General features: G+C 41.2%; 17 protein-coding genes. 9 read left to right on the plus strand and 8 right to left on the minus strand.

Going from position 1 to position 25,679, the window contains the following annotated elements:
- The first annotated feature begins 66 nt into the window (after positions 1-66).
- The 9 genes from HMPREF9075_RS08375 (at position 67) to HMPREF9075_RS08415 (ending at position 14,376) form a co-directional block, all read left to right on the plus strand.
- A complete protein-coding gene (locus HMPREF9075_RS08375; RefSeq protein ID WP_009416102.1) occupies positions 67-549 on the plus strand; it encodes a CvpA family protein in 483 nt (160 codons plus the stop codon).
- Between the two features lie 20 nt (positions 550-569).
- Positions 570-1,508, plus strand: coding sequence for a ribosome small subunit-dependent GTPase A (rsgA, locus tag HMPREF9075_RS08380; protein WP_009416103.1), 939 nt, complete (start codon positions 570-572; stop codon positions 1,506-1,508).
- A gap of 110 nt (positions 1,509-1,618) precedes the next feature.
- On the plus strand, positions 1,619-2,404 hold the full coding sequence (locus tag HMPREF9075_RS08385; RefSeq protein ID WP_009416104.1) for a DUF3108 domain-containing protein: 786 nt from the start codon (positions 1,619-1,621) through the stop codon (positions 2,402-2,404).
- An 82-nt stretch (positions 2,405-2,486) separates the two neighbouring features.
- A complete protein-coding gene (locus tag HMPREF9075_RS08390; protein WP_009416105.1) occupies positions 2,487-4,838 on the plus strand; it encodes a tetratricopeptide repeat protein in 2,352 nt (783 codons plus the stop codon).
- Between the two features lie 148 nt (positions 4,839-4,986).
- Positions 4,987-7,122 carry a S46 family peptidase gene (locus tag HMPREF9075_RS08395; RefSeq protein ID WP_009416106.1) on the plus strand — a complete coding sequence of 712 codons (2,136 nt, stop codon included), beginning with the start codon at positions 4,987-4,989 and terminating at the stop codon, positions 7,120-7,122.
- A gap of 11 nt (positions 7,123-7,133) precedes the next feature.
- On the plus strand, positions 7,134-9,944 hold the full coding sequence (locus HMPREF9075_RS08400; protein WP_009416107.1) for a 4Fe-4S dicluster domain-containing protein: 2,811 nt from the start codon (positions 7,134-7,136) through the stop codon (positions 9,942-9,944).
- A gap of 23 nt (positions 9,945-9,967) precedes the next feature.
- Positions 9,968-12,241, plus strand: a complete 2,274-nt coding sequence (locus tag HMPREF9075_RS08405) for a quinol:electron acceptor oxidoreductase subunit ActD (protein ID WP_009416108.1) — start codon at positions 9,968-9,970, stop codon at positions 12,239-12,241.
- Positions 12,238-13,038, plus strand: coding sequence for a hypothetical protein (locus HMPREF9075_RS08410; protein ID WP_009416109.1), 801 nt, complete (start codon positions 12,238-12,240; stop codon positions 13,036-13,038). The genes HMPREF9075_RS08405 and HMPREF9075_RS08410 overlap by 4 nt, the downstream gene beginning before the upstream one ends.
- Positions 13,039-13,065: 27 nt before the next feature.
- A complete protein-coding gene (locus tag HMPREF9075_RS08415) occupies positions 13,066-14,376 on the plus strand; it encodes a repeat-containing protein (RefSeq protein ID WP_009416110.1) in 1,311 nt (436 codons plus the stop codon).
- Here the strand turns inward: HMPREF9075_RS08415 and HMPREF9075_RS08420 are convergent.
- The 8 genes from HMPREF9075_RS08420 to HMPREF9075_RS08455 form a co-directional block, all read right to left on the minus strand.
- Positions 14,348-16,063 (minus strand): 1-deoxy-D-xylulose-5-phosphate synthase, encoded by a 1,716-nt coding sequence (locus HMPREF9075_RS08420; protein ID WP_009416111.1) that lies wholly within the window; start codon positions 16,061-16,063, stop codon positions 14,348-14,350. The two genes, HMPREF9075_RS08415 and HMPREF9075_RS08420, sit on opposite strands and share 29 nt — an antisense overlap.
- An 18-nt stretch (positions 16,064-16,081) precedes the next feature.
- Positions 16,082-16,624, minus strand: a complete 543-nt coding sequence (locus HMPREF9075_RS08425) for a CopD family protein (RefSeq protein ID WP_009416112.1) — start codon at positions 16,622-16,624, stop codon at positions 16,082-16,084.
- 36 nt (positions 16,625-16,660) lie between these two features.
- Positions 16,661-17,680 (minus strand): ferrochelatase, encoded by a 1,020-nt coding sequence (gene hemH, locus HMPREF9075_RS08430; RefSeq protein ID WP_009416113.1) that lies wholly within the window; start codon positions 17,678-17,680, stop codon positions 16,661-16,663.
- A gap of 121 nt (positions 17,681-17,801) precedes the next feature.
- Entirely contained in the window at positions 17,802-19,058 is a 1,257-nt protein-coding gene (locus HMPREF9075_RS08435; protein ID WP_009416114.1) for an FtsW/RodA/SpoVE family cell cycle protein, read from the minus strand.
- Between the two features lie 32 nt (positions 19,059-19,090).
- Positions 19,091-20,428 carry a UDP-N-acetylmuramoyl-L-alanine--D-glutamate ligase gene (murD, locus tag HMPREF9075_RS08440; protein ID WP_009416115.1) on the minus strand — a complete coding sequence of 446 codons (1,338 nt, stop codon included), beginning with the start codon at positions 20,426-20,428 and terminating at the stop codon, positions 19,091-19,093.
- 75 nt (positions 20,429-20,503) lie between these two features.
- Positions 20,504-23,416 carry a glycoside hydrolase family 3 N-terminal domain-containing protein gene (locus HMPREF9075_RS08445; protein WP_009416116.1) on the minus strand — a complete coding sequence of 971 codons (2,913 nt, stop codon included), beginning with the start codon at positions 23,414-23,416 and terminating at the stop codon, positions 20,504-20,506.
- Between the two features lie 61 nt (positions 23,417-23,477).
- Positions 23,478-24,623, minus strand: a complete 1,146-nt coding sequence (locus HMPREF9075_RS08450) for a DUF2931 family protein (protein WP_009416117.1) — start codon at positions 24,621-24,623, stop codon at positions 23,478-23,480.
- 241 nt (positions 24,624-24,864) lie between these two features.
- On the minus strand, positions 24,865-25,679 hold an 815-nt coding region (locus HMPREF9075_RS08455), incomplete at its 5' end, for a hypothetical protein (protein WP_009416119.1).

Consider the following 25,679-nt stretch of genomic DNA (forward strand, 5'->3'; position numbering starts at 1 on the left):
GTTTGCAAACTTGCGCTCATGGGTGGAATTGGCGCAGGCTCACTTTAAATCAGCAAAATAACGAATATGAATAAAATAGACATTATATTAGCAGTAATCTTGGGTTTTGGCTTAGTAAGGGGCTATATGCGAGGGCTTATTATAGAAATGGCTTCGCTACTGGCTATTGTGGTAGGTATTTATGGGGCAATACACTTTTCGTTCTATACCGCTAATCTGTTAAGTAATATATTTTCTGTAGAAAAACAAACCTTAGAGGTCATCGCCTTTGTCATTACCCTCTTGGTGATGATGCTACTGCTGATGACACTCGCCAAAATTATTACTAAAATGCTCAAAGATGCCGAATTAGGCTTCCTAAACCGCTTGGCAGGGGCACTCTTTGGTATGCTCAAAGCTGCCGTCATTATAGGCTCTTTGTTCTTGTTCTTAGAACGTACTTTGCAAACCGACAAATGGCTGTCGGGAAGTTTGCTAACCGAATCTGTGCTCTATGCCCCCGTAAAAGGCATAAGCAATATGGTATATGATAAGGTGTTTCCTAAATAATTTAAAATACTTATTTTTGAATGAGAGGACTTGTGTATAAATCTACAGGGAGCTGGTATACCGTAAAAGAAGAAAATAGCGGAGTGTTTTACCAGTGCCGCATCAAAGGAAAAATGCGCCTAAAAGGTATCAAAAATACCAATCCTGTGGCAGTGGGCGACTATGTAGCTTTTCAGCAAGAAGAAGGACTGCAAGGGGTGATTACAGCCGTTGAGGAACGACAAAACTACATCATTCGCAAGTCTGTAAACCTATCTAAGCAAACGCATATTATCGCTGCCAATATAGACCTTGCTTTCTTGGTTGTTACGCTTAATAATCCACCTACTTCCACTACTTTTATAGACCGCTTTTTGGTTACAGCTGAGGCTTATAGCATCAAAACCGTTTTGCTATTCAACAAAGTAGATACCTACACCCCCGATGAATTGGCAGAAGTGAAGTACTTGGCACAGTTGTACCGCAAGGTGGGTTATGAGTGTATAGGCATTTCGGCTACTACAGGCAAAAATATAGAAAAAGTAAAAGAAACGATGCGGGGCAAAACCTGTGTGGTATCGGGACATTCTGGGGCAGGAAAATCTACACTCATCAACGCTATTGCGCCCCAATTGGCACTCAAAACAGGCGAAATATCTCTACAACACCAGCAAGGACAACACACTACCACCTTTGCCGAAATGTTCGACCTTCCCTTTGGAGCTCACATCATTGATACCCCCGGTATTAAAGGCTTTGGTATGGTAGAAATAGACAAACACGAGCTCACCGATTACTTTCCAGAATTCTTCGCCCTAAAAGAAGACTGCAAGTTCAACAACTGCTTGCATACCGATGAACCTCATTGCGCTGTGAAAGAGGCATTAGAAAATGACGAAATTGCTTGGTCACGCTACAAAAGCTACCTGCAAATATTGGAAGGGGACGAGGAGAGTTACAGAATTATGAATTACGAATGATGAATTTGGCAAAGTTTTTGTGCTTAAAGAATTATGAATTTTGAATTTTGAATTTGGTAGGTTCTGAAATTTTGTGAAAAGGTATGGTGCAATCTAATAACTAACATAGAATGAAACAATTAAGTATTTTAGCAGCAATTTTAGTAACGTTAATAAGTAGTGTAGCCGTAGGGCAAAACAACGAATTGCCTTTTAAAAATGGTGAATGGCTTCGCTTTAAGGTAAAGTATAGCATTTTCAATGCAAGTGTGGCTACTTTGCACGTAAAAGAAGAAATGTACAACGGCGAAAAGGTATTTCACGCAGTGGGCTATGGCAAAACTACAGGATTGGCGCGTGTATTCTTCAAGGTAGAAGATTTTTATGAAAGTTATTTTGGCATCACTGATGGCAAACCTCGCCTTTTTGTGCGAAATATTTACGAAGGAGGCTATACCAAGCACCTCAAAATGTATTTCAACCACAGCAACAATAAAGTAAAAATAGATAATGTAGAAAACGGACAAAGCACCGAAATAGCTTTCCAACCGGGATTGCAAGATGTAATTTCGGCATTTTATGCATTGCGCAATTATCCTAATGTGGATAAAATGAAAGCAGGCGACCAAATTGTGCTGGACGTTATTTTTGACGATGACGAAATTTACAAATTCAAACTAAAACTATTAGGTCGCGAAACGATAAGCACTGAATTTGGTAGTGTTAAAACACTGAAATTCTGCCCTATAGTGCAAGACGGGCGCGTGTTTAGAGAAGAAGAAGGCATCACAATGTGGATAACAGACGACAAAAATAAAATACCCGTGAAGCTAAAAGCAGCCTTGCGTGTAGGTTCTATGACTGCCGAGCTGGATGGTTTTAATTATTTGAAATACGAAACAAATTTAAAAAAATAAGAAGAAATATTAGGTAATATAAAAAAAATACGTATATTTGCAGTCCAAAATATAATATTTTATCCATAAAAAATATAACGCTATGAAAAACTTCATTTTAATGTTTTCAGTCTTGCTGGCGGTGAGCACCTACTCGCAAGACATAAAAAAGTTAACGAAACTCGCCGAGAAAGGCGATGTGCAGGCTCAGGCGGAATTGGCTGATGCCTATTTTAATGGTAAGGGGGTGAAACGCTCTTATCAGGATGCAGTAGTGTGGTTAGAAAAAGTAGCCGAGAGTGGTGATGCTAAAGCACAATATCAATTAGGACAATGCTATTTTACAGGACAAGGAGTAGCAAAATCTGAAGAAAAAGCAGCTGAATGGTTTGAAAAAGCTGCAAATGGCGGTAATGTAGATGCGCAACGCCAATTGGCATTGTGCTACCGCGATGGTAAAGGAGTAGCTCAATCTACTGAAAAATACTACCAGTGGATTGAAAAAAATGCAGATAAAGAAAGTCCCGAAGTACAATTGGCTCTCGCTAAAGCTTACCAAACTGGCGATGGTGTTGCTAAAGACTTGCAAAAAGCACGTTCTTGGGCACAAAAAGCTGCCGCTAAAGGAAATTTAGATGCTGAATACCTTGTGGCTTCTTGGGCGTACGAAGCTATGCCTAACAGCGGTGATGCCTTGCAACAATTGATGAAAGTAGCTGAAAAAGGAAACCCCGATGCTCAATATACAATAGGGATGGCTTACTTGGAAGGAAAAGGCGGACAAAAATCTGAAGAAAAAGCAATAGAATGGTTTGAAAAAGCAGCTGCTAAAGGCAATCCTGATGCTGCTTACAAATTGGGTAATTATTATTTTTATGGCAACAGTCCGCTAATACCTAAATTTTATAAAAAAGCAATAGAGTACTACACTCGCGCTGCTATTAAAGGCAATGCCGATGCGCAACGCCAGCTGTCAGTGTGTTTGTACAATGGCATAGGCGATGCGCAGTCTTTCCGCGATGCTTTCAATTGGGTGTATAAGTCAGTAAATAGTAGCCCTACCCCTGTGAGCGAAAACAACTTAGGTGTGTGCTACGCTACTGGTAATGGTACACGTCCTTCACCACAACAAGCTATAGACCTTTTCCAAAAAGCAGCCGATGAAGGAGATGTAATGGCTCAGTACAATTTAGGGGCTATCTTGTTAGAAGAGGCTACTTTAGATGTAAGAAAAGGATTTGAATACCTTGAAAAAGCCGCTAGCAAAAACAATTTGTTGGCTCTCAAAAAACTAGGTGATTTGCACTACAATGGTAAATATACTAATATATCACACACTCGTGCTTTTGAGTACTATCTGAAAGCTGCTCAAAAAGAACCCCTACAACAAAACGAGTCGCTAGAGTATTTCTATCAACAAGAAAACGAAGCCTATGCTGAGGTGTTATACCTATTGTCGCAATGTTATGCCAATGGTAAAGGTGTGAAAAAATCAGAAAAAGATGCCGCTGAATGGGCTGTAAAAGCTGCTAATTTAGGTAACCAAACAGCATTTGATTATTTGTTGAAGAGAGTAGAAGCTAATGACCCTAAAGACCCATCAACTCCTGAAATGATTTTGGCAGTAGCCGATGGTTATTACTACGGCAAATTGGTTAGAAAATCAACTGAAAAAGCATTTGCTTTATACGAAAAATTGGCTAAACAAGAAAATATAGTAGCACAAAAACGATTGATAGAGTACTATTTAGACTCTAAAAATCCACAAAAAGACCAAGAAAAAGCTTTAGTATGGCAAGAAAAAGTAGCTAAAAAAGGCGATGCCGAAACTCAGTATAACTTAGGTAAATACTATATGACTATGGTACCCGATACCGACACTAATACAACTGAAAAAGGCAAAGCACAAGCCCCCCAAGCTAAAACAAACACAGCTACAACTGCAGTAGCAAGCACTACAGCTACTCATCGCGGTATGCCATCACACCGTTCGGCTGTAAAAACAGGTTTAAAACCCGTAGCAAAACCTAAAGCACCTATGAAACGCTTAAACGAAACAAAAGGTTTGCTATGGCTGAACAAAGCATCTGAACAAAACCACGTAGAGGCTCAAAACGAATTAGGTAATTTCTACAACGACAAACAAGAGTATGCACAAGCATTGAACTTTTACCAAAAAGCAGCTAACAACAATTCTCCTGTAGGTCGTTTCAAATTGGCAAACTATTACTATAATGGTACAGGTACTGACCGCTCATTTGAACGTGCAGCTGAATTGTATAAAGAAGCAGCTCGCCAAGGTTACGCATTGGCTCAATATCGTTTAGGACACTGCTACTTCCACGGCGAAGGCTTAAAACAATCGGATAGTCGTGCTGCTGATTGGTTTGAGCAAGCTTGCGACAATGGTGAACAACGCGGTTGCGAAATGCTGAAAGTAGTAACTAAAAAATAAGTTTTTCATAATAAATTAAGAAAAAAGAACTGCTCACAACGGCAGTTCTTTTTTGTTGAGTATTATATAGTTCTAAAGAATTAATCATTAATCATTGACTATTAAACATTATTTTGTACCTTTGCACCGATTAACTTTTTATGAAGAAATGAGAAAAATTACATTACTTTTTGCATTACTACTATTTTGGCTAAGTGGCTTTGCCCAGCAAGGCGGTATGTGGTTACCTTCGCTGTTGGAAGGTATGAACGCCAAGGAAATGAAGTCCTTGGGAATGAAAATGTCGGTAAAGGACATTTACGAGGTAAACAAATCGAGCCTAAAGGATGCTGTGCCTCACTTTAATGGGGGTTGTACTGCTGAAATGATTTCCAACAAGGGCTTACTGCTTACTAATCACCATTGTGGCTATTCGCAAATACAATCACATTCTACACTGGCTAATGATTACCTTACTTACGGTTTTTGGGCTAAAAAACAAGAAGAAGAACTACCTAATGAAAACCTGAGTGTTACTTTTATCGTTCGGGTAGAGGATATTACCTCTAAAGTACTAGTAGATACCGAAGCTTTGGTGAATGAGGAGGCGCGTACCGCAAAAATAGAGAGTAATATCAATAATGTATTGCGCAACACACCTAAAGAGGCGTGGCAAGAGTGTAGAGTTCGTGCTTTTTACGAGGGCAATCAGTACTTATTGTTTATCGTAGAAACATTTAAAGATGTGCGTTTGGTAGGCGCTCCTCCATCCTCTATTGGCAAATTTGGTTCGGATACGGACAACTGGGTATGGCCAAGGCACACGGGCGACTTTGCTCTTTTCAGGGTATACGCTGATAAAAACAATCGTCCTGCGGCTTACTCTAAAGATAATGTACCTTACAAACCTAAGCATTATTTCCCTATATCATTAAAAGGGGTAAAAGAGGGTGATTTTACAATGGTGTTTGGCTACCCTGGTCGCACCCAAGAGTATTTGCCTGCTATAGCTGTAGCACAAATGGTAGATGTGATAAACCCTATGAAAATAGGGATACGCGATGTGATACTGAAAACACAAGACAGCTTTATGCGTAACGACCCTGAAATAAAGATAAAATACGCCTCTAAATACGCTAGTATTGCCAATTATTGGAAAAAATGGATAGGTGAAGCAAAAGGGCTTAAAAAATCGGGGGCTGTAGCAATAAAGCAAAAGCAAGAAGAGGAGTTTAAAAAAGATATAGAATCTCACAGCCGAAAGGCAGAATACGGAACTGTATTGCCAGAAATGGAAAAACTCTACGCCCAAGCGCTTGACTATTCGGTAGCGAGTGATTTGTTTTCGGAATTTATGCGGCATATAGACTTGCTAAACAATGGTTATAAAATTATGCAGCTGCAAAACGTGCTTTTGCAACGCGGTGAGGAAGCTTTTAACGAGAAAAAAGCTGAATTGTTGCAAAGTTTTAAAACCTCATACAAAAACTATGACAAAGCAGTGGACAAGGCTGTTTTTGAAAAGGCAGTGGCTTACTACGCTAAAAATATACCTAAACAGTTTTTACCTCCTAACTTACAAAACTTCAACGCTAAACTGCTAACAGGCAAATTGTACAACAATTCATTTTTGGCTTCTTATGAAGGAATTGAAAAGACACTACAGCTGCCTGAATCGGCTTTTAAAGGTATCTTGAAGAAAGATGTGGGTATGCAGTTTATACAGCAAATTGTAGAATATTACTTTGTAGAGGTTGCAGCGCCTTATCAGGAAATTACTGATAAATTGGCAGGGTTGCAGCGCAAGTATATGAAAGGTATCTTGGAATTTGCTACACCTGAAGACCGTATTTTCCCCGATGCTAATAGTACTCTGCGGGTTACTTATGGCAAGGTGGAGGGTTATTCGCCTGCTGATGCTGTAAAATACGAACCTTTTACTTATTTGGACGGGGTCATGGAAAAATACGTACCTAACGACTACGAATTTGATGTGCCTGCAAAGCTGCGCTACTTATACGAGCGGAAAGAATATGGCATTTATGGCAAAGATGGCAAGATGCCTGTGTGCTTTATAGCTACGAATCACACTACGGGAGGCAACTCGGGTAGCCCAGCGATTGATGCTAAAGGGAACTTGATAGGCTTAAACTTTGACCGTGTGTGGGAAGGTACGATGAGCGATGTGTATTACGACCCTAAAATATGTCGTAATATAATGGTGGACATCCGGTATATACTCTTTATCATTGATAAATATGCCGATGCAAGTTATCTGATAGATGAAATGAAGATTATAAAATAACATACAACAAAATGGCTACCACAAGGCGTGATTTCTTGAAATACTTAGGTTTTGGTACTGCAGCTGCGGCATTGGCGGGCTGTGAAGGGGTGGTGCATAAAACTATCCCTTACCTTATTCAGCCAGAGGCTATCGTACCTGGTGAAGCGAGCTATTACGCTACTTGTATAGCTAACGGACAGGACTTTGCCAGCGTATTGGTAAAAACGCGTGAAGGCAGACCTATTTTTGTAGGGAACAACCCCGAAGCCTTAGCAGGCAAGGGAACCAATGCGCGGGTATTGGCTTCGGTATTGGGCTTGTATGACGAAGGAAGAAAGCACCCTAACAGCGAACCTGCCCAATGGGATAAGCTAAACCAAGAAACCATAGCCGCCCTAAACAAAGCCAAAGAAGAGGGCAAAGAGATTGTGCTATTGAGCCACACTCTGGCAAGCCCTTCAGCCTACGCTCTGCTGGCTGCCTTCAAAGAGAAATATCCTACTTTTAGACTTATAGAGTGTGATGCTGTTACTGAACATTACGCTCTAGATGCTTTTGAAAAACTTTATGGTGAGCGCGCTTTGCCTGACTACAACTTTGGCAAAGCCTCGCTTATCGTTTCATTTGCAGCTGACTTTTTGGGCGACTGGTACGCAGGGGATTATGAAGCAGGCTATGCGCAAGGACGTATCCCAAATAAAGAAAATGGGATGTCGCGCCATATTCAAATAGAAGCGGCTATGACTATCACGGGAGCCAAAGCTGATGAACGCATTGCCCTTGCCCCCAGCTCGCAATACATAGCCTTAGCCAAACTTTACAGCTACCTTACAGGCGAAAACGTTGATGTCGAATACAAGCTATCGGCGACTATAGACCGCCGTATGCAACAGCTGGCACAGGAGTTGAAACAAGCCGGCAGCCAAGCGGTAGTGGTTACAGGAATGACTTCGTGGCAGGCACATTATATCACCTATTGTATCAATGAACAATTGCGCAGCGAAGCCTATAGCACGGCGACCCCCGTACTGACAAAGCAAGGTAACCCCCAAGCCTTATACGAACTCACTTACCTGATGCGCGACAACAATGTAGGGGTACTACTCATCAACGAGCTAAATCCTGTTTTTAGTTCTTCTATGGGTAAGCGATTTGCCAACGAGCTACAAGAAGTGCCTTTTACGGCTACTTTCGGCTTAAAACCTAATGAAACAAGCGTACTAACGAAATATTTTGTTCCTACCTCACATTATTTAGAATCGTGGGGTGATGTCATCTTTAAAAAACATCATTACGGACTGATGCAGCCTGTGATACGACCGCTTTTTGGTACGCGCCAATGGCAGGACTGTATGTTGCAATGGATGGGCAGTGCGCAAACCTATTACGATTATATAAAAGCCTATTGGGAAAATAACCTACTAAAAGGCAAACGCTGGGAAGAGGCTTTGCAAAATGGCACTTATGTGCAAGAAGCGGCTACCGCAGCACTGAAACCACGCCAATGGGTGGAAGAAGAGGGAGTTGCGACTCCCCTATTGAGGCTTACTTTTGTAAATACTGAAATACCTGCTCATAAGGTAGAACTTACACTATATTCATCGGTAGCAATGGGCGATGGGCAGCAAGCGAGCAACCCTTGGCTGCAAGAGCTCCCCGACCCTATCAGTCGCATTAGCTGGGATAACTACCTCAGCCTTTCGCCCTCTGATGCGCAGCGCTTAGGGGTGCGCAATTGGCAAGACAGCAATGGTGCTTTAATGGCTGACAAGGTGTGTATTACTAACCCTAAAGACATCAGCGTTGAAGTACCTGTACTTATACAACAAGGACAAGCCGCAGGCAGTGCTGCTATGGCTTTGGGCTACGGGCGTAACATAGGCTTGCCTGCCGAACTGCAAGTGGGCGTGAATGGTTATCCTTTTTACGAGGCAGAAGATCAGGTACTACGGGTAACGATAAAAAAGGCTGAAGGTACCCACACTTTTGCCTGCGTGCAAGTACAAAAAGACTTGGCAGGGAAAACTGACCTACTGAGGCGTGTTTCATTAAATGATTTTCTCAACTCAGCTGCCGAGCAATGGAATCCTCGCCCTAAAATAGCTCCCAACACCAAAAAAACACCTTCGCCACATCATTTCAAGCTATCTATAGACCTGAATGCTTGCACAGGTTGTGCTGCTTGTGTGATTGCTTGTAATGCTGAAAACAATATCCCCGTAGTGGGCAAAGAAGAAGTAGCCAAACAACGCGATATGCATTGGCTGCGGATAGACCGCTATGAAGCTGAGGGCGAGAATGTAGGGTTCCAGCCAATGCTCTGTCAGCATTGCGAAAATGCACCTTGCGAGAATGTATGTCCTGTAGGGGCGACAATGCACGGTGCCCAAGGGCAAAACCAGATGGCGTATAGCCGCTGTGTGGGTACGCGCTATTGTGCGAACAACTGCCCATATAAAGTGAGGCGTTTCAACTGGTTTGACTATAGCCAAAACAATGCTTTCAACTACCATATGAACAACGATATAGGGCGTATGGTACTAAACCCCGATGTAACCGTGCGTTCGCGTGGGGTAATGGAGAAATGTTCGCTGTGTATACAACGCACCCAAGAGGTGATACTCAAGGCTAAAAAAGAAGGCAAGGCTATAGGCAAAGACGGCTTTAAGAATGTAGTGGCTTGCGCCGCTGCCTGCAATAGTGGCGCAATGGTATTTGGCGATGCCAACGACCCCGAAAGCGATATTGCTGCCGCAACAGCCAGCGACCGTATGTACCAATTATTGGCAGAAATAGGAACAGACCCTAATGTGGTGTACCAAACATTGGTGGTAAATTAATAACTTTTGAACAACTATAATAAATGAATACCTATCACAACATCAGCAATGATATAGCACGCCCTATAGAGCGCAAAGCTACTAAAGGTTGGTGGCTAGCCTTTGCAATAGCTTGTAGTGCTGCTGCTTGGGGAGGCTGGTGTATGTGGTTGACCGTAAGCCAAGGAATAGGTGTGTGGGGACTGAACAACACGGTGCAATGGGCGTGGGATATCACAAACTTTGTATGGTGGATAGGCATAGGACACGCAGGAACATTTATTTCGGCTATATTACTGCTTTTCAGACAACGATGGCGCGTAGCCATCAACCGCTCGGCAGAAGCTATGACTATATTTGCAGTAATACAAGCGGGTATTTACCCTATACTGCATATGGGCAGACCTTGGCTATTACACTTTATGCTGCCTGTGCCCAACCAATATGGGTCGTTGTGGGATAATATGAACTCGCCCCTGCTATGGGACGTTTTTGCGATAGCTACTTACTTTTCGGTATCGTTGGTATTTTGGTGGGTAGGGTTACTCCCCGACTTTGCTATGCTGCGCGACCGAGCTGTAAAACCTTTGCAGCGGCATATTTACGGCATCTTGAGCTTTGGGTGGAGCGGGCGAGCCAAAGAGTGGCAACGCTTGGAGCTGGTAATGCTACTGCTTGCGGGCATTGCTACGCCTTTAGTAATTTCGGTACACACCATCGTGTCTTTTGATTTTGCTACTTCGGTAATACCGGGTTGGCACACTACTATCTTCCCGCCTTACTTTGTGGCTGGCGCTATCTTTTCGGGCTTTGCAATGGTAAGCCTGCTACTGATTATCTTACGAAGAGTATGCAAATTGCAACAATATATTACACTACAACACATTAATCTTATCAATAGTATCATATTAGTAACGGGAAGCCTTGTGGCTGTAGCTTACCTCACCGAATTATTTGTGGCGCTGCTATCGGGCAACCCTCACGAGTTATTCGTATTCAGCAACCGCGCTACAGGGGCTTATGCTTGGGCTTTTTGGTTGATGGTGGTTTGTAATGTGTGCTTGCCACAACTATTATGGCTGAAAAAACTGCGCCAAAGTATTGCTTTTTCTGTATTTATAGCTATTGTGGTGTGTGTGGGAATGTGGTTTGAGCGCTTTGTAATCATAGTAGGTTCGTTGCACAAGGATTATTTACCCTCATCTTGGACACTTTTTAGTCCTTCGTACGTTGATATCGGTATATTTATAGGTACTTTGGGACTCTTTTTAGCTCTTTTCTTGTTATACGCACGTACTTTCCCGATGATAGCTCAATGGGAAATAAAAGCTGTAACACCCGTAATTGGAGATAAAGAAATGGCAAACAACACCAATAACGAGACGATAGAATGTGCAACAGCAGAAGAATTGCTATTGACAGTAAGTCAGTTGAAAAAAGAGAAAGTTGCCATAAAAGAAGTATATACGCCTTTTGCTGTAGAAGGGTTGGATAAGGCGTTAGGAATAAAAGAGAGTAGATTGGGCAAGGCTACTTTTGTATATGGTTGCTTGGGCTTGCTCTTTGGCAGCTGGCTGTGTTACTATACTATGATAGAGAGCTGGCCTCAAAACTTTGGCGGCAAACCTAACGAAACTTTTTGGCAGAACTTACCTTCGTTCGTACCTATTATTTTTGAATTTATAGTGTATTTTTCAGCTCATTTATTAGTACTTAGTTTCTTATGGCGAAGTAGGTTATTTCCATTTCAAAAAGCTACTAATCCTATCAAAAAAAGTACTGATAATAAATTTGTTATCACGCGGGTGCTGCCATTAGTAGGCTTGTTGCTATTGGCTTCGTGTAGGAACAGCGAGCTTCCTGCAGCTACATTTGCCCCCGATATGTACGAGAGTGCTGCCTACGAGGCTTACGAACTTCCCCCTTTAGCACCTCCTGCCAATACAATAAAACGCGGCGACCTTCCTTACCCCTACCCCAACACTTTAGAAGGCTACGAGCAAGCTAAAACACAGCTGCAAAATCCTTTGGCAACCGATAGCCTACAACGCAGCCAACACCTTACACAGGGCAAAGCGCTATACGACATCTATTGTGCGCTATGCCACGGCGAAAAGGGAGACGGAAAAGGTATATTGATAGAACGAGGAAAAATATTTGGAGTACCCAACTATAAAAACATTGACATTACCGCTGGAAGTATCTATCACGTTATCTACTACGGAAGAAATGCAATGAACGACTTTGCTACCCAGCTTACCGAAAAAGAACGCTGGCAAGTAACATTATATGTAGAACAAATAGCTGCCCCACAATGATAAGTTATCTGTACATAACAACGGTATTTTGTAGCCTTACATTAGTAGGGTTGTTGGTGTTTGGAGCTATCAACAGAGTTTGCAATGCCGAATGGTTCGCCCCTTTATACCCACTAACACGTGTGCTTACGGCTCCGTTGTGGGTGTGTATGGCTACACTATGGGGGGTACTTGCTTTCATAACCTTGCAAGCCGATAGTGGTTATTCTCAACCTTTATGGCTATTGGGGCGCTCGTTGCTATATATGGCAGGCTATGCTTTATATAGATATGCTTTGTTTCAGAAATCAAAACGATATGAGATACTATTGCTGATATTTAGCTTTATTAGCATTACCCCTATAGCCTACGACTGGTTGGTGCCTCCTGCAGTGCATTGGTATAGTAGCTTGTTGGGCTGGTATGTATTTAGTAGTTTTCTTCTTTCGGGGGTTGCCTTGCTTATTGCTGCGGCTGTATATGCACAGCGAAAGGGATATTTGCCCAAAGTAAAACCGCAACACTGGCACGATTTAGGAAAATACCTCTTTGCTTTTGCTTTTGTATGGGCATACTTGTGGTTTTCGCAATATATGCTGATATGGTACACTAATATTCCTGAAGAAACTGCCTACTACCAACGATGGTGGACTAATGGTTATGCTCCAACAGTATTGCTAATGCTAGTGTTCACTTTTGTAGTGCCTTTCGTAGGATTGATGAGTGCCCACAACAAGCGTAACCCCAAATGGCTGATAGCCGTAGCGGTATCGGTTTTATTAGGACAATACCTCAATATAGCAGTTTTACTATCTTGATTGTTAACCCTTTAAATACTATTCAATATGAAAAAATACTTACTTATTAGCTTACTCGCAAGTTTTATCTGTATTGCTTGCAAAGAAAAAGAACAACCGCAAAAGCCTAGCCCCTCCCCTACTCCTCCAGCACCTACTCCCGAACAACCCATACCACAACCTGATCCTAAACCTAAAGAGGAGGGCAAAGCTACTATTGTACTACAAGATGTGTACCTATATGCCGACAGCAATAACGATAAGCACATCAGCAAAGGAGAAAAAGTACGCCTAAACGTAGCGCTCAAAAACACAGGTACCGCTACTGCTACCAATGTAAAAGCTACTTTTAGCACCAATAGTACTTATGTAATTGATTTTCACCCTACCACTCCCGTTCTTTACGGTACTATGCCTATAGGTATGACTGCCTATAAAGGTCAGGGAGAAAAAGACAGCGACTATGCCGTAGGTTTTACGGTGAGCAATACTACGCCTGCAGGTACGCTCATTCCTATAAATGTACTGATGACTAACGGCAACGATAGTTGGCAAGCCACTTTCACAGTTACGGTAGAAGCTCTTGATGCTACTATAGGCTTCCACGAATACTATATAAAAGAAGACGACAACAACGACAAAGAAGTGAATAAAGGAGAACGCATCAAGCTGAATGTAGCCCTCAAAAATAGCGGTAGTAGTACTGCGCAAGACGTAAAAGCTACCTTTACTATCAATAGTGCATACGTAACCAACGTAAATGCTCCTGAAGCCTCTTATCGCAACATTACGGGCAACAGCAGTGCTTATAAGTACAAACTCAGCAAAGAAAGTGATTATGTATTGTCGTTTGAAGTGAAACGCGATACCCCCAATAACGCTGTAATTCCTATTCAAATAACCATTACCGATGCCTTCAACAATCAATGGCAATCGAGCTTTCAAGTAGTAGTAAAAGCTACAGCTGCGCATATAGCTTTTGCCGAATATTATGTAATAAAAGATATTGAAACCCCCGATGGTAAGGTATTACGAGGCAAGAAGGCAAAAGTGAATGTAGCCCTCAAAAATACAGGTAGTAGTGAAGCACGCAAGGTAAAGGCTACTTTCACTACCAATAGTCCTTATGTAATAGACTATAATAGTACGCCCGCTATTTCGTACGACATCATACGCGCTCATACTACTGCTTGGCAAGAAGGACTTCCGAAGACTTACAAAGCTGTATTAAATTTCACCGTAGATGCTAATGCTCCTGCTGGTGCTACAATTCCTATCAATATTGCTATCGTTGATGATTACGGCAATAGTTGGAATGACAGTTTCAACATCAGAATAGAGGATCACGAAGATGACTAAGAATAAGGTTACTCATATAATCTGATGAAGAAACACCGATAAATGTATCGGGAAGAGCTACAATTTCTAAAGGAGTCGTATAGCCATTAGCACAAGCAAATTCAGCTAAAGCACTGCCAAAACCTCCTTTGCCTACCCCTTCTTCTACCGATATAACTCGCTGGTAGCAAGAGAATATATTGTGTAGCAGCTCCTCGTCAAGCGGCTTTACAAAGCGAGCATCATACAAAGCATAGCGAGAAGGATTTTTAGTAGCTTCTATACATTTTAGCACCGTATCAGTAAGGGCACCAATAGTAATTATTGCTATTTCGGTGCCTTTTTTTATTTGTTCTCCTTTGCCTATAGCAATAGTCTCAAAAGGCTGTTCTTTCCAATTAGTATCATTACATCTGCCACGAGGATAGCGTATAGCTATAGGTTGCTGCAAGGGTAGCTGAGCGGTATATAGCAAGTTGCGCAACTGAATAGCATTGCGCGGAGCTGCAATTATCATATTAGGAATAGGTCGCAAGGAAGCTATATCAAACACCCCGTGATGAGTAGCCCCATCATCGCCTACCAAGCCTGCACGGTCTATACAAAACACTACAGGCAGTTGTTGTAAGGCAACATCGTGTATAAGTTGGTCATAAGCACGCTGCAAGAATGTAGCGTAAATCACACAATAAGGTACAAAACCACGAGCTGCCCAGCCCGCAGCAAAAGTAACAGCGTGTTGTTCGGCAATGCCTACGTCAAACACCCTATCAGGAAAAGCCAGTTGCATATTGTGCAAGCCACTACCACTGCTCATTGCAGGAGTAATAGCCACTATCTTAGGATTTTCAGTAGCCAATTGCAACAGCGTTTCCCCCACAACCTCTTGGTATTTAGCAGGTAATTGCGTATTATTAGGTAAAGCCTCACCCGTTATTTTGTCAAACTGAGGAGGAGCGTGAAAAGTTACCTGCTCATCTTCAGCCTTTCTGAAGCCCTTGCCCTTGGTAGTGCGTATATGCAGCAAGCGCACCCCCGTTTCGCTTTTCTCAGCCTCCAGAGTCTCAACGAGCGCCTTCAGGTCGTGTCCATCCACTACCCCTTTATAGCGAATATTTAAGTCCGTAAAAAAAGTATCTTTATTATGATGCTGTAGTCGTTGCAAATAGTAGTGTAGTGCCCCCACTGTAGGGTCTATAGCCATTTGGTTATCGTTCAGTACGATAAGCATATTAGCAGTGGTAGTACCTGCGTGATTTAGCGCCTCAAATGCCATTCCGCTAACTATTGAAGCATCACCTATAACGGCTATATGTTGCCTTGTAGTGTTCCCTTCCAGTGCCGAGGCCATCGCCATTGCTAATACTGCCGAAAGCGAAGTAGAAGAATGTCCCGTACCAAAAGCATCATACACACTCTCATCGCGTTTAGGAAAACCACTAATACCCCCTATTGCACGCAGTTCGTCAAAAGCCTCTGCCCTACCTGTGAGTATTTTATGTGCATAACATTGGTGACCTACATCCCACACCAACACATCATCAGGTGTGTTAAACACATAGTGAAGTGCAATGGTAAGATCCACTACCCCCAAGCTTGCGCCTAAGTGTCCCCCCCGCATCGCTACTACTTCTATAATACGTTTGCGTATTTGTGCTGCGATAGCAGGTAGTTCTTCAACTGGTGTTTTTCTAAGCAACTCTATCATCAGCAGATTGTTTAGGTGTTATCGTTTTCCTGCATTCACCAATTTTACGATTAGCATTATCAAAGCTCCCATAGCTATAAATGCTGTAAGAGCTATATACCAAAAATCAACAAACTGATTTTTAAGCACTACGGCAAATACTACCGCAAAAAGGATAAGCGTTGCCACCTCGTTTAGCATACGAAGCTTCACCGATGTAAGTACCGTTTTACCCCCTTGCAAGGTACGCATCAGTTTCCAAGAATAATAATGATATATATATAAGAAGAATACAAATAGTAATTTTACGTGCATCCAGCCCTGAGTGAAGTAAGCCCAATCCATAGTGTAGAACATATAAATACCCGATATCGTCATCAGTACAAGTGCAGGCACTGTAATAATGTTCCATAAACGTTCTTCCATAAAGCTAAATTGCTTGTGAAGAATAGAGCGTTCGGGTTCGTCTTTTTCTAACGCCTCAGTATGATAGATAAAAAGCCTTACCATATAAAAAAGCCCCGCAAAATAGCTCACTACAAAAATAATGTGTATCGATTTAGCAATCCCAAAGTCCAGCATAGTTCTTAGTTTTTAGTTCGTTAGAAATATTTTCTTTTACAACTCATCAATCATTTGTGCCATAGCCTGCACCCATAAGTCGCTATCGTTCAGGCAAGGTATCATCACAAATTCCTCTCCTCCGTTAGCCGTAAATACCTTTTTACCTTCTATTTGTATCTCTTCAAGCGTTTCTACACAATCCGATACAAAAGCAGGAGTAATCACTGCCAATTTCTTCACCCCTTGTTGTGCAAGTGCTGCAACTGTACTATCGGTAAAAGGTTGTAACCATTTGTCATATCCCAAACGCGATTGAAATGATATCGAATATTTATCTGAAGGCAATCCCAATTGCGCTACTAGCAAACGGGTTGTTTCAAAACATTGGCTGCGGTAGCAATGTGCCCCTTCAGCAGTATAAGGGTCGCAACAATCAATATTTTCAGTAATATGCTTATGAGCCTTTGTAGGCGTTGTTTTATACAGATGTCGCTCTGGCACCCCGTGATACGAAAACAACAAATGATCATACTGATAATGAGCCGTATGCTTCTGTACCACATCGGCAAGTGCCGCTATGTATTGTGGCTTACCAAAAAAAGGAGGCATTTTTGTCAGTTTCATTCCTTTAAAGCGTTTGGCTACCAATTTTTCAGCAAGTACCTCAATCGTTTCAGTAGTAGCCATCGCATATTGTGGGTACAATGGCACTAAAAGCACCTCATCTACCCCTTGTTTTTCAAGCTGTTCCAGCCCGTGGGCAATTGAAGGATTTCCGTAACGCATCGCCATCGCTACAGGTTCTGAAACCAATGATTGTAGCTTTTGCGTAAAACGCTCTGTAATAACAATCAGGGGCGAACCTCCTTCCCACCATATTTTTTGGTAGGCACGACTCGTCTTTGGCGGACGTACACGCAATATAATCCCACATACAATTAAGTAGCGCAACCAATACGGATAATCTATCACTCGTTCATCCATCAAAAACTCTTTCAGATAGCGCTTTATATCTTTTATCTCATATGAATCGGGCGAACCCAAATTCACCAACAGTACTCCTCTTTTTGGCATTTCTTTTTATTAATAGCGGGCAAAGATACTACTTTTTCCCACTATTGCCAATACTATTTATATAAAAAAAACTAATGTAGTAATTATTTATTTTTAACCCCTGATTTACAATTTACTACCTCTACAATTTATCGTATTGCTTTTGCATATCTTCAAAAGTTTCTACAATGGTCATATCTTTTGCCATCTCCTCACCCTTGCGGGGTTGTGCGCTTACCGATAGGATACATCCCATCATAAAATAAGTAGTAATGAGCGAAGTACCCCCATTGCTAATAAAAGGCAAGTTCTGCCCCGTAACAGGGATAAACGCCACGGCTACTGCCATATTTACCACCGCTTGTAGCATTATCACAGCTCCGAAGCCCAGCACCAATAGCTTCCCAAAAAAACTATTTGCATTTTTGGCTATCAAAAAAATACGATAACACAATAGCACATATAAGCCCATCAGGAACAGCGCACCTACCATTCCGTATTCTTCAGTAAGAATTGCATAAATAAAGTCGGAAGAACTTTGTGGTAAGAAGTTTTTCATTGTGCTTTCCCCAGGACCCTGCCCCAGCCAGTACCCTTTAGCTATTGCCATTTTGGAACGTTCCACTTGGTAGTCATCCACTTTTTCCCTTTGTTCTTCCGTAAGCATATCAGGTTTTATGATTGCTACATAATTTTCTATACGCTTTGCCCAAGTATCCACACGGTTGGGAAACAAATCGGGGGCAGCTTTGGCTATTAGCACAAAAAGAGCAAAGGCAGCAATAATAGCGCCTACTGCCCAAAATATATAACGCATAGGAAAGTAAGCCAAGAATGCCAACAGCACTACCGAAGAAAATATCAAAAATGCAGTCGAAAAGTTTGCTAGAACCACCAGCATCACAATTAAAAAAAAGTAAAGTGAAAAGAACATCATTCGCTTGCGCGTAATCTTCTTTTGGTAGTTAATAGCAAAGAAGTGAGCCGCATAGCCCACAAAAGCTATCCACGCAAATAAGGCAGGTTGTATTGTAAAAGTATTGAATAATCGCACCCAGCGCCTATCATTAGTAACCCTTTCATTGAGGGCTTCCATCGTATTTTCAGCACTTCCGGTAGTAAAAAAAGCCGCATAAAAAAGTAAGAAGATTGTTATCCATACGGCTACAGCAAAAAACAAAGCGTGATACCTATAAGCAAAGGCGTGAGCTACCCACATTACTGCAAGCCCCGTAACAATAAACCCAAGATGTCGCCAAAGGTATTGTGTGGGGGTACTATTATCGCGCAAATTGGTAACTGCGCTAAACACAACCACCAGCGAGAAGAGTGTAAAGAACAATGTTATACCCCAAAGGTAGCGATCACCCCTGAGATACTTATCAAGAAATTCTTTCATATTTTTTTAGATGAATAAAGCCTAACTATTTTTTAAAGCTTAGCTACCGCCTCTTTAAACATATTACCTCTGTGCTCATAGTTGTCAAACAAATCGAAACTTGCACAAGCAGGCGATAGAAGCACCGTATCTCCCGAAGCAGCAAAATGTTTAGCCAAGCGCACTGCCTCTTCCATCGAGCGCGTTTCTACAAGATTAGGCATCACACTTGCAAACGAGCGCAACAGTGGCGTATTATCTACCCCCAAGCACACAATCGCTTTCACTTTCTCCTGTACATAAGGCATCAGCGATTGGTAGTCGTTTCCTTTATCTTGTCCGCCTACAATCCACACTATAGGTGTTTTTATTGTATCGAGTGCAAAAAATACCGAATTTACATTGGTAGCTTTTGAGTCATTCACATAAGTAACCCCATCTACTACCTTCACTTCCTCCAAGCGATGGTCTGCCCCTTTAAAGCCCTTAAGACTTTGGCGCAACGATTGGTCTCGCACTGCCAATAACCGCGCCGCTATGGTCGCTGCCATAGTATTTTTAACATTGTGTATCCCTTTAAGGCTTATTTCATCTACTTCTATTTCAGTAGTCTTTTCGTCTATTTTCATATATATCTTATTATCTTTCAGGTAAGCCCCTTCTGCTACTTCTTTTTTCACCGTAAAGGGCAATAATTTTGCAGCTACCTTATGATGGCGAAGCCAATCCGCAATCACCTCATCATCTGCATCATATATTAGGTAATCGTTAGCCGTTTGGTTCATCGCTATCCTGAATTTAGATGCTATATAGTTCTCAAACTGATAGTTATAGCGGTCTAAGTGATCAGGGGTAATATTCAGCAACATTGCTATATGAGGCGCAAAATGGGTCGCAATACCGTCTAACTGAAAACTACTTATTTCCAATACATAATAGTCAGGATTGCTATGTGCTACCAGCTCAGCAAAACTATAACCTATATTACCGCCCAAGCCTACCGATAAACCCGCTTCTTTCAGCAAGTGATAGGTAAGCATCGTAGTGGTTGTTTTGCCATTGCTACCCGTAATAGCAATAATCGGCTTGTCAGTATATTGTGCTGCAAATTCTATTTCCGAAATCACCGCAATACCCCGCTCACGAGCTTTCACCACTATAGGCGCTTTATCAGGTATCCCTGGACTTTTCATTATACAATCTGCCCCTAATATTTTATCTTCGGTATGCTTTCCTTCTTCGTAGGCAATCCCCTCATCATCCAGTTGTTTTCGGTATTCAGGCTTTAGGTTTCCTCTATCCGATAAAAACACCTCCCACCCTTTTTGTTTTGCAAGAATAGCGGTACCTACGCCACTCTCGCCACCTCCTAATATAGCTAATCGTTTCATTAGTTTTCAGCAGTTACATTCATTCTGCAAAAGTATAAATAATTTCTCAAACAAGCAATTTTTTTTATTCACAATTCAATTTTCAGTTTTTGTCATTGCACTATACACCACACCTTGCACTCTTTGCCTGATATTTTTACTGATAAGTAGCTTATTATCAGCCGTTGGGTAGGTACGATTAGAGAGCAACACTATCACAATTTCATTTACAGGGTCTGCCCATGCAAAAGTACCCGTAAAGCCCAAATGCCCAAAGCTCTCCATAGGCGTACAGCCACACGTAGGACCTGCTTTACCCAACTGTGGCTTATCAAAACCCAATCCTCGACGGTTGCCCTCATTGCAATAGTGGCAAGTGTTGAACAGCTGCACTGCTTGTGGTTGCAAAAGCCAATCACCACCGTAATAGCCCTGTTGCAAATAAAGTTGCATCATCTTGGCAACATCATTAGCCGTACCAAACAAACCCGCGTGTCCACCTACGCCTCCCAGCATAGCAGCGCCTTGGTCGTGCACGTAGCCTTGTATCTTCTGGCAGCGAAATGTTTTTTCTATCTCGGCAGGGGCAATACTATCTACTGAAAAACGCTCCAAAGGCAAGTAGCCCAACTTATACGCTCCCAGCTGCTTGTAAAAGTGCTCTTGCACTGCAATTTCCAGAGGTTTCTTGTTTTTTTTTTCTATATACTTCTTGAAGTAATAATAAGGTAAATCACTGTATAAATATTTGCGGTCTTTTTTCAGTTCGCTCTCGTCTATACGTTTATAAATCGTATCCGTATAGCCCTCGCGCAAATACATATCCTTAGCTACGGGCGTAGGAAACGAATCACTCGCCACCGTGCGGTAATACTCTGGCGAAGGTCGCTTTTCTGCTGTCAAGGTACGGTTAAAAAAAGGAATCCACGCCTGAAACTGAGCGTAGTGCGACAATACATCCTTCATCACCATAGCCCCCTTGTTAGTCTCTTTCAGCTGTGGCAATAGCTTTTCAAAGTTATCCGTAGGTTTAAAATCCCCCTTTGTGTATAAGCGCATCAGCTCTGGCAGCGTTGCTAGTATTTTAGTGAGCGAAGCCAAGTCGTAAATAGTGTAATCTTTCACAGGGTGAGCAGCATCGTAATCCAAAGTGCCAAAATTCTTCTGATACACCACTTTCCCTTTTTTAGCAACCACTATCTGCATCCCTGGCGCCATTTTTTCGTTGATAGCTTCAGCTGCTATCGTATCTATTCTTGCCAATTCACTACTTTTCAGCCCCACACTCTCTGGCAGTCCATAAGCCAATCGCCCTATAAAAGGCGTATTGATACCCGTACCCACAGGCAAATCGGGGTGAGCCGTTACAGGCAATACCCCTTTCCCTTCAAGTGCTCCAAAAATAAGCTGGGCAGCCTTATCTTGTGCCACTTTGTGATTTTGATACGCAAATACAATCCCTTCCAATTGCTCAATGTGCTTCACATCAAGCATCGCATAAGGTCGGGTAAATATAGTCAAAATCACCTTCTTTTTCTTGCCCAATTGTTCTAACCAGCGCAATTCATCTGCCGTAAATTTATAAGCATCCCAAGGCGTTTTGTCTGGCTTGTGCAAGCCAATAATAACCGTGTCATAAGGTGCTACCGCATTGTAAAGCTGTTGGTCATTCTGAGGCTCTATAAGCGTTACATCTGCATATTTTCGCAAAGTAGTATAAAATGTCCAACCACTGTCATTACCAAATTTCACATAAGCAATACGCTTCTTTTCCAAATCTTTTATAGGCAAAATACGATCTTTGTTCTGTGTCACTGTCAAAGCGTTTTCAAACAACACCTCGGTTAGCAAATCATCTTCTTCAGTATGCAATTGTTCTTTTAGCGTAGCCTCATCAATAGGCGTAAAACTCGTAAGCCCCACTTTGTATTTCGCTGCCAATATCTTTTTTACCGAGTGCGCCAATCGCTCTTCACTAATGCGTTTCTTTTCATACGCCTTTTTCATTGCTTCAAAGCCCTTGGGCAAGTTAGCCGGCATCAGCAGTATATCATTTCCTGCCAAAAACGCCTCTACCTCCACCTCGCCCACAGGCAAGTATTCCGATACCCCTTTCATACCAAGCGCATCGGTAAAAATAAGCCCTTGGTAGTGCATCTTCGTTTTTAGTAAATCAGTGATAATAGCTTTTGATAACGATGATGGCAAGCCCTGTTTAGGCTCCAACGAAGGAACGTTAAGATGCCCCACCATCACACTCGCCACCTCTTTAGAGAGTATCCTAAAAGGATAAAGCTCCACCTCATTTAGCCTATTCGCAGTAAAGTTGATAGTAGGCAACGTTTTGTGCGAATCCTTAGCCGTATCACCGTGACCAGGAAAGTGTTTTGCACTGCCCAACACCCCCACCGATTGCATACCACGTGTGAAAGCAAGCCCCTTTTGGGCTACGTTCTCTTTGTCCTCACCAAATGAGCGGTTGCCAATGATAGGATTTTGAGCATTGGTATTGATATCTATATCAGGAGCAAAGTTAAATTGCATCCCCAAAGCTTTGCAGTGTGCTCCTATTCGTTTGCCCGCATATTCTATCAGCGCATTATCTTTTACAGCACCCATCGTCATATTCCACGGATAAGCGTAAGTAGAGTCCAAGCGCATCGCCAAACCCCATTCAGCATCCATAGCCATAAACATTGGTATTTTGCTCAGCGGCTGCCATTTGTTAGTCAGTTTAGCCTGACGTTTAGGACCTCCTTTGGAGAAGATAATCCCTCCTATATGATATTTTTTTATCCAATCTGTAATTTCGTCAGCACGCTTGGTACCTATATGACTCGAAAACACCGACACCATAAACAGCTGACCTATTTTCTCATCGAGTGTCATTTTGGCATAAGTATCCTCTACCCATTGTTGTTGAGCCTTAGCGTTAGAGGCAGTTAAAGGGTTTTGAGCCCAAGTAGTTATAGTTATAAAAATTAAAAAAAGTGATAATATACGTTTCATCGTTAGTATTTTCGGCAAAGATACAAAATATTTATGATTATGTTTCCATTAGCTTTATTTTTTAGTTATCAAAAGGAGGAGCATATTCTTGATTTGCTTCCCCTATGTCAATTAATTTAGGTTCTATAAAAGCCTCTTTCCCATTATCTCCCACTAAACGAACTTTAAGATAAGAATTGATGCGATTCATTCGAATATCCAAATGCGCTTTTACTTCCTCAGGTCGTTCCCCAAATACTTTTTTATAGGCTTCTAAAGTATCTTCCCAATTAAACTGAAGTCCCACTCCATATTTTATGCCATCTTCAGCCTTATAAGTAAAACTTATTTCCTTATACAAAGGAAGTTTTCTTATATTGTGATACAACTCTTTGGGAGCAAAAACATCTTTATGTTCTTCTAAAGTTATAAAGTCTGTGAAGAAAAAGAAAGACCCTTCTCCATTCCAATATTGATAATGCACATCTCCCATTTTTCCATCAGGAATTTCAAAAGTAGGATACCACTGATACTGATTGTCCCGATAGCTATCCCATAGACCAAAGGGAATAGGTTTATTTTTGTTTGCCTCACGAAAATCCTCAGGAATGATGGTGTTACTATTTAAAACCTCTTCTCTATCCTTTTTACTAAATATAAGTCTTTGATGGTTGTCTAATCCTTCAGGTTCTCTAAGCTCTATTTTCTCAGCTTGATATCTTCCTATTTCTGTAAGAGGCAAATAACCATACCCCACCCACAGCACTACTACACCACCAGGGGCAATACCCACTACTATAGTATCATAGGTTTTATGTCTTACTTCTCCATTAGGTACTCTTTGATTAAAACCTTCTTTAAAAAGTTTTGCTATCTTTTCGTAATCAATAGCAGTTTTGAGCCTATAAAAACAATCTTCTTTATAAGAAAGCCATACCATATCTACATTTTGGGGTAACTCTTCCATTGAATGACTTTCATATCCAGCAGCATTTCCCCAATCAGGCTCTCTTGTTTTGGAGTAAAGTTCACGTATTATAGACATTCCTCCTACTCTTCCTGCATAAAACCGTATAGGGTAACCTATGGGGGCATTTACAGCTACTCCCCATTCATATTCAGGCTCAGCATTAGTATTAGCCTTATTTTGTTTTGCTTTATACCCCCAACAGCCCGTAAGCCATAAGGCTATAAGTATAAACAAGATGAAAATAGTGGTTTTTATCATAAGAATAGTTTTTTTTTGCAAATATAAAACTAAAAAGCGTATTTCATTTTTCTATCTATTTATTAGTTATCAAAAGGTGGTGCATATTCTTGATTTGCTTTTCTTATTCTTATTAATTTAGGATATGACACCTTTCTTATTTCGATTAGCTTGGTATTTTTCCCATTGTTCTTGTTCAAAGGCTTTCCACTCTTCTTCTGTGTAGGTTTTGCCTTGGAAGGTGTGAGTGGTTTCTGGGGATTTATTTTTTTATTTTTTTCAGATATTCTTCTTTTGAAGGGAAAGAAGATTTAGATTTTGGCATTCTTTCTTCATATATTATATTAGAGTCTTCTTCACAGAAAATTTCTCCCATACTTCCGTCTATATAAATTATCCTACGAGAATAGTATTCTGGAAGAGAAGATGTGGGCATTTCAAATACTACTTTATAACAATATCTTCCAAATTCCTCCAAATAATCACGAGTAACTATACTTCTAAGAAATGGAGGCTTTATTTCTTGTATTTTCAAATCAAAATTATATTCTTGTTGAATTAGCTTACAAAGAGATTCAGTAGAAAAGGAGTAATCCTTATCGTAATCGTCCTCTTTTATAAGCTTTCCGGTGTCATTATATTCCATCCTTTTTCCTATTAGAAAATCATAGAATTTGTTTAAATATATTCCTAAACATCCATTTTTATGGTAATATTTATATTCTTTATAAGCAGAATAAGCGTAAATATATTCACCATTACCCACCAAAGGATATGAATAGTTATTCTTGGGTGGTATTCCTTTTTTAGTATATACCTCCCATTTTTCTTCTATACACTCTCTTTTAGAAAGTGGAGCTATTCTTATAAGAATATTATTTTTAAAATAATATTTGGAACTTAAACTTATAGAGATTTCTCCCCAATCTTTATATTTGTTTATATCGAAATACATATCTTTATCTGTTTGTGCTTTAATATTTATAAACCAAAGACAACTTATAATTAAGCCTATAATTCTCATTTGATATTCCTTTTTATAATTCCCCCCCGCTGGCGCAAGCTTGCAGCTTGTGC

This window comes from Capnocytophaga sp. oral taxon 332 str. F0381 (genome assembly GCF_000318275.2).
In the GTDB taxonomy this organism is placed as follows: Bacteria; Bacteroidota; Bacteroidia; order Flavobacteriales; family Flavobacteriaceae; genus Capnocytophaga; species Capnocytophaga bilenii.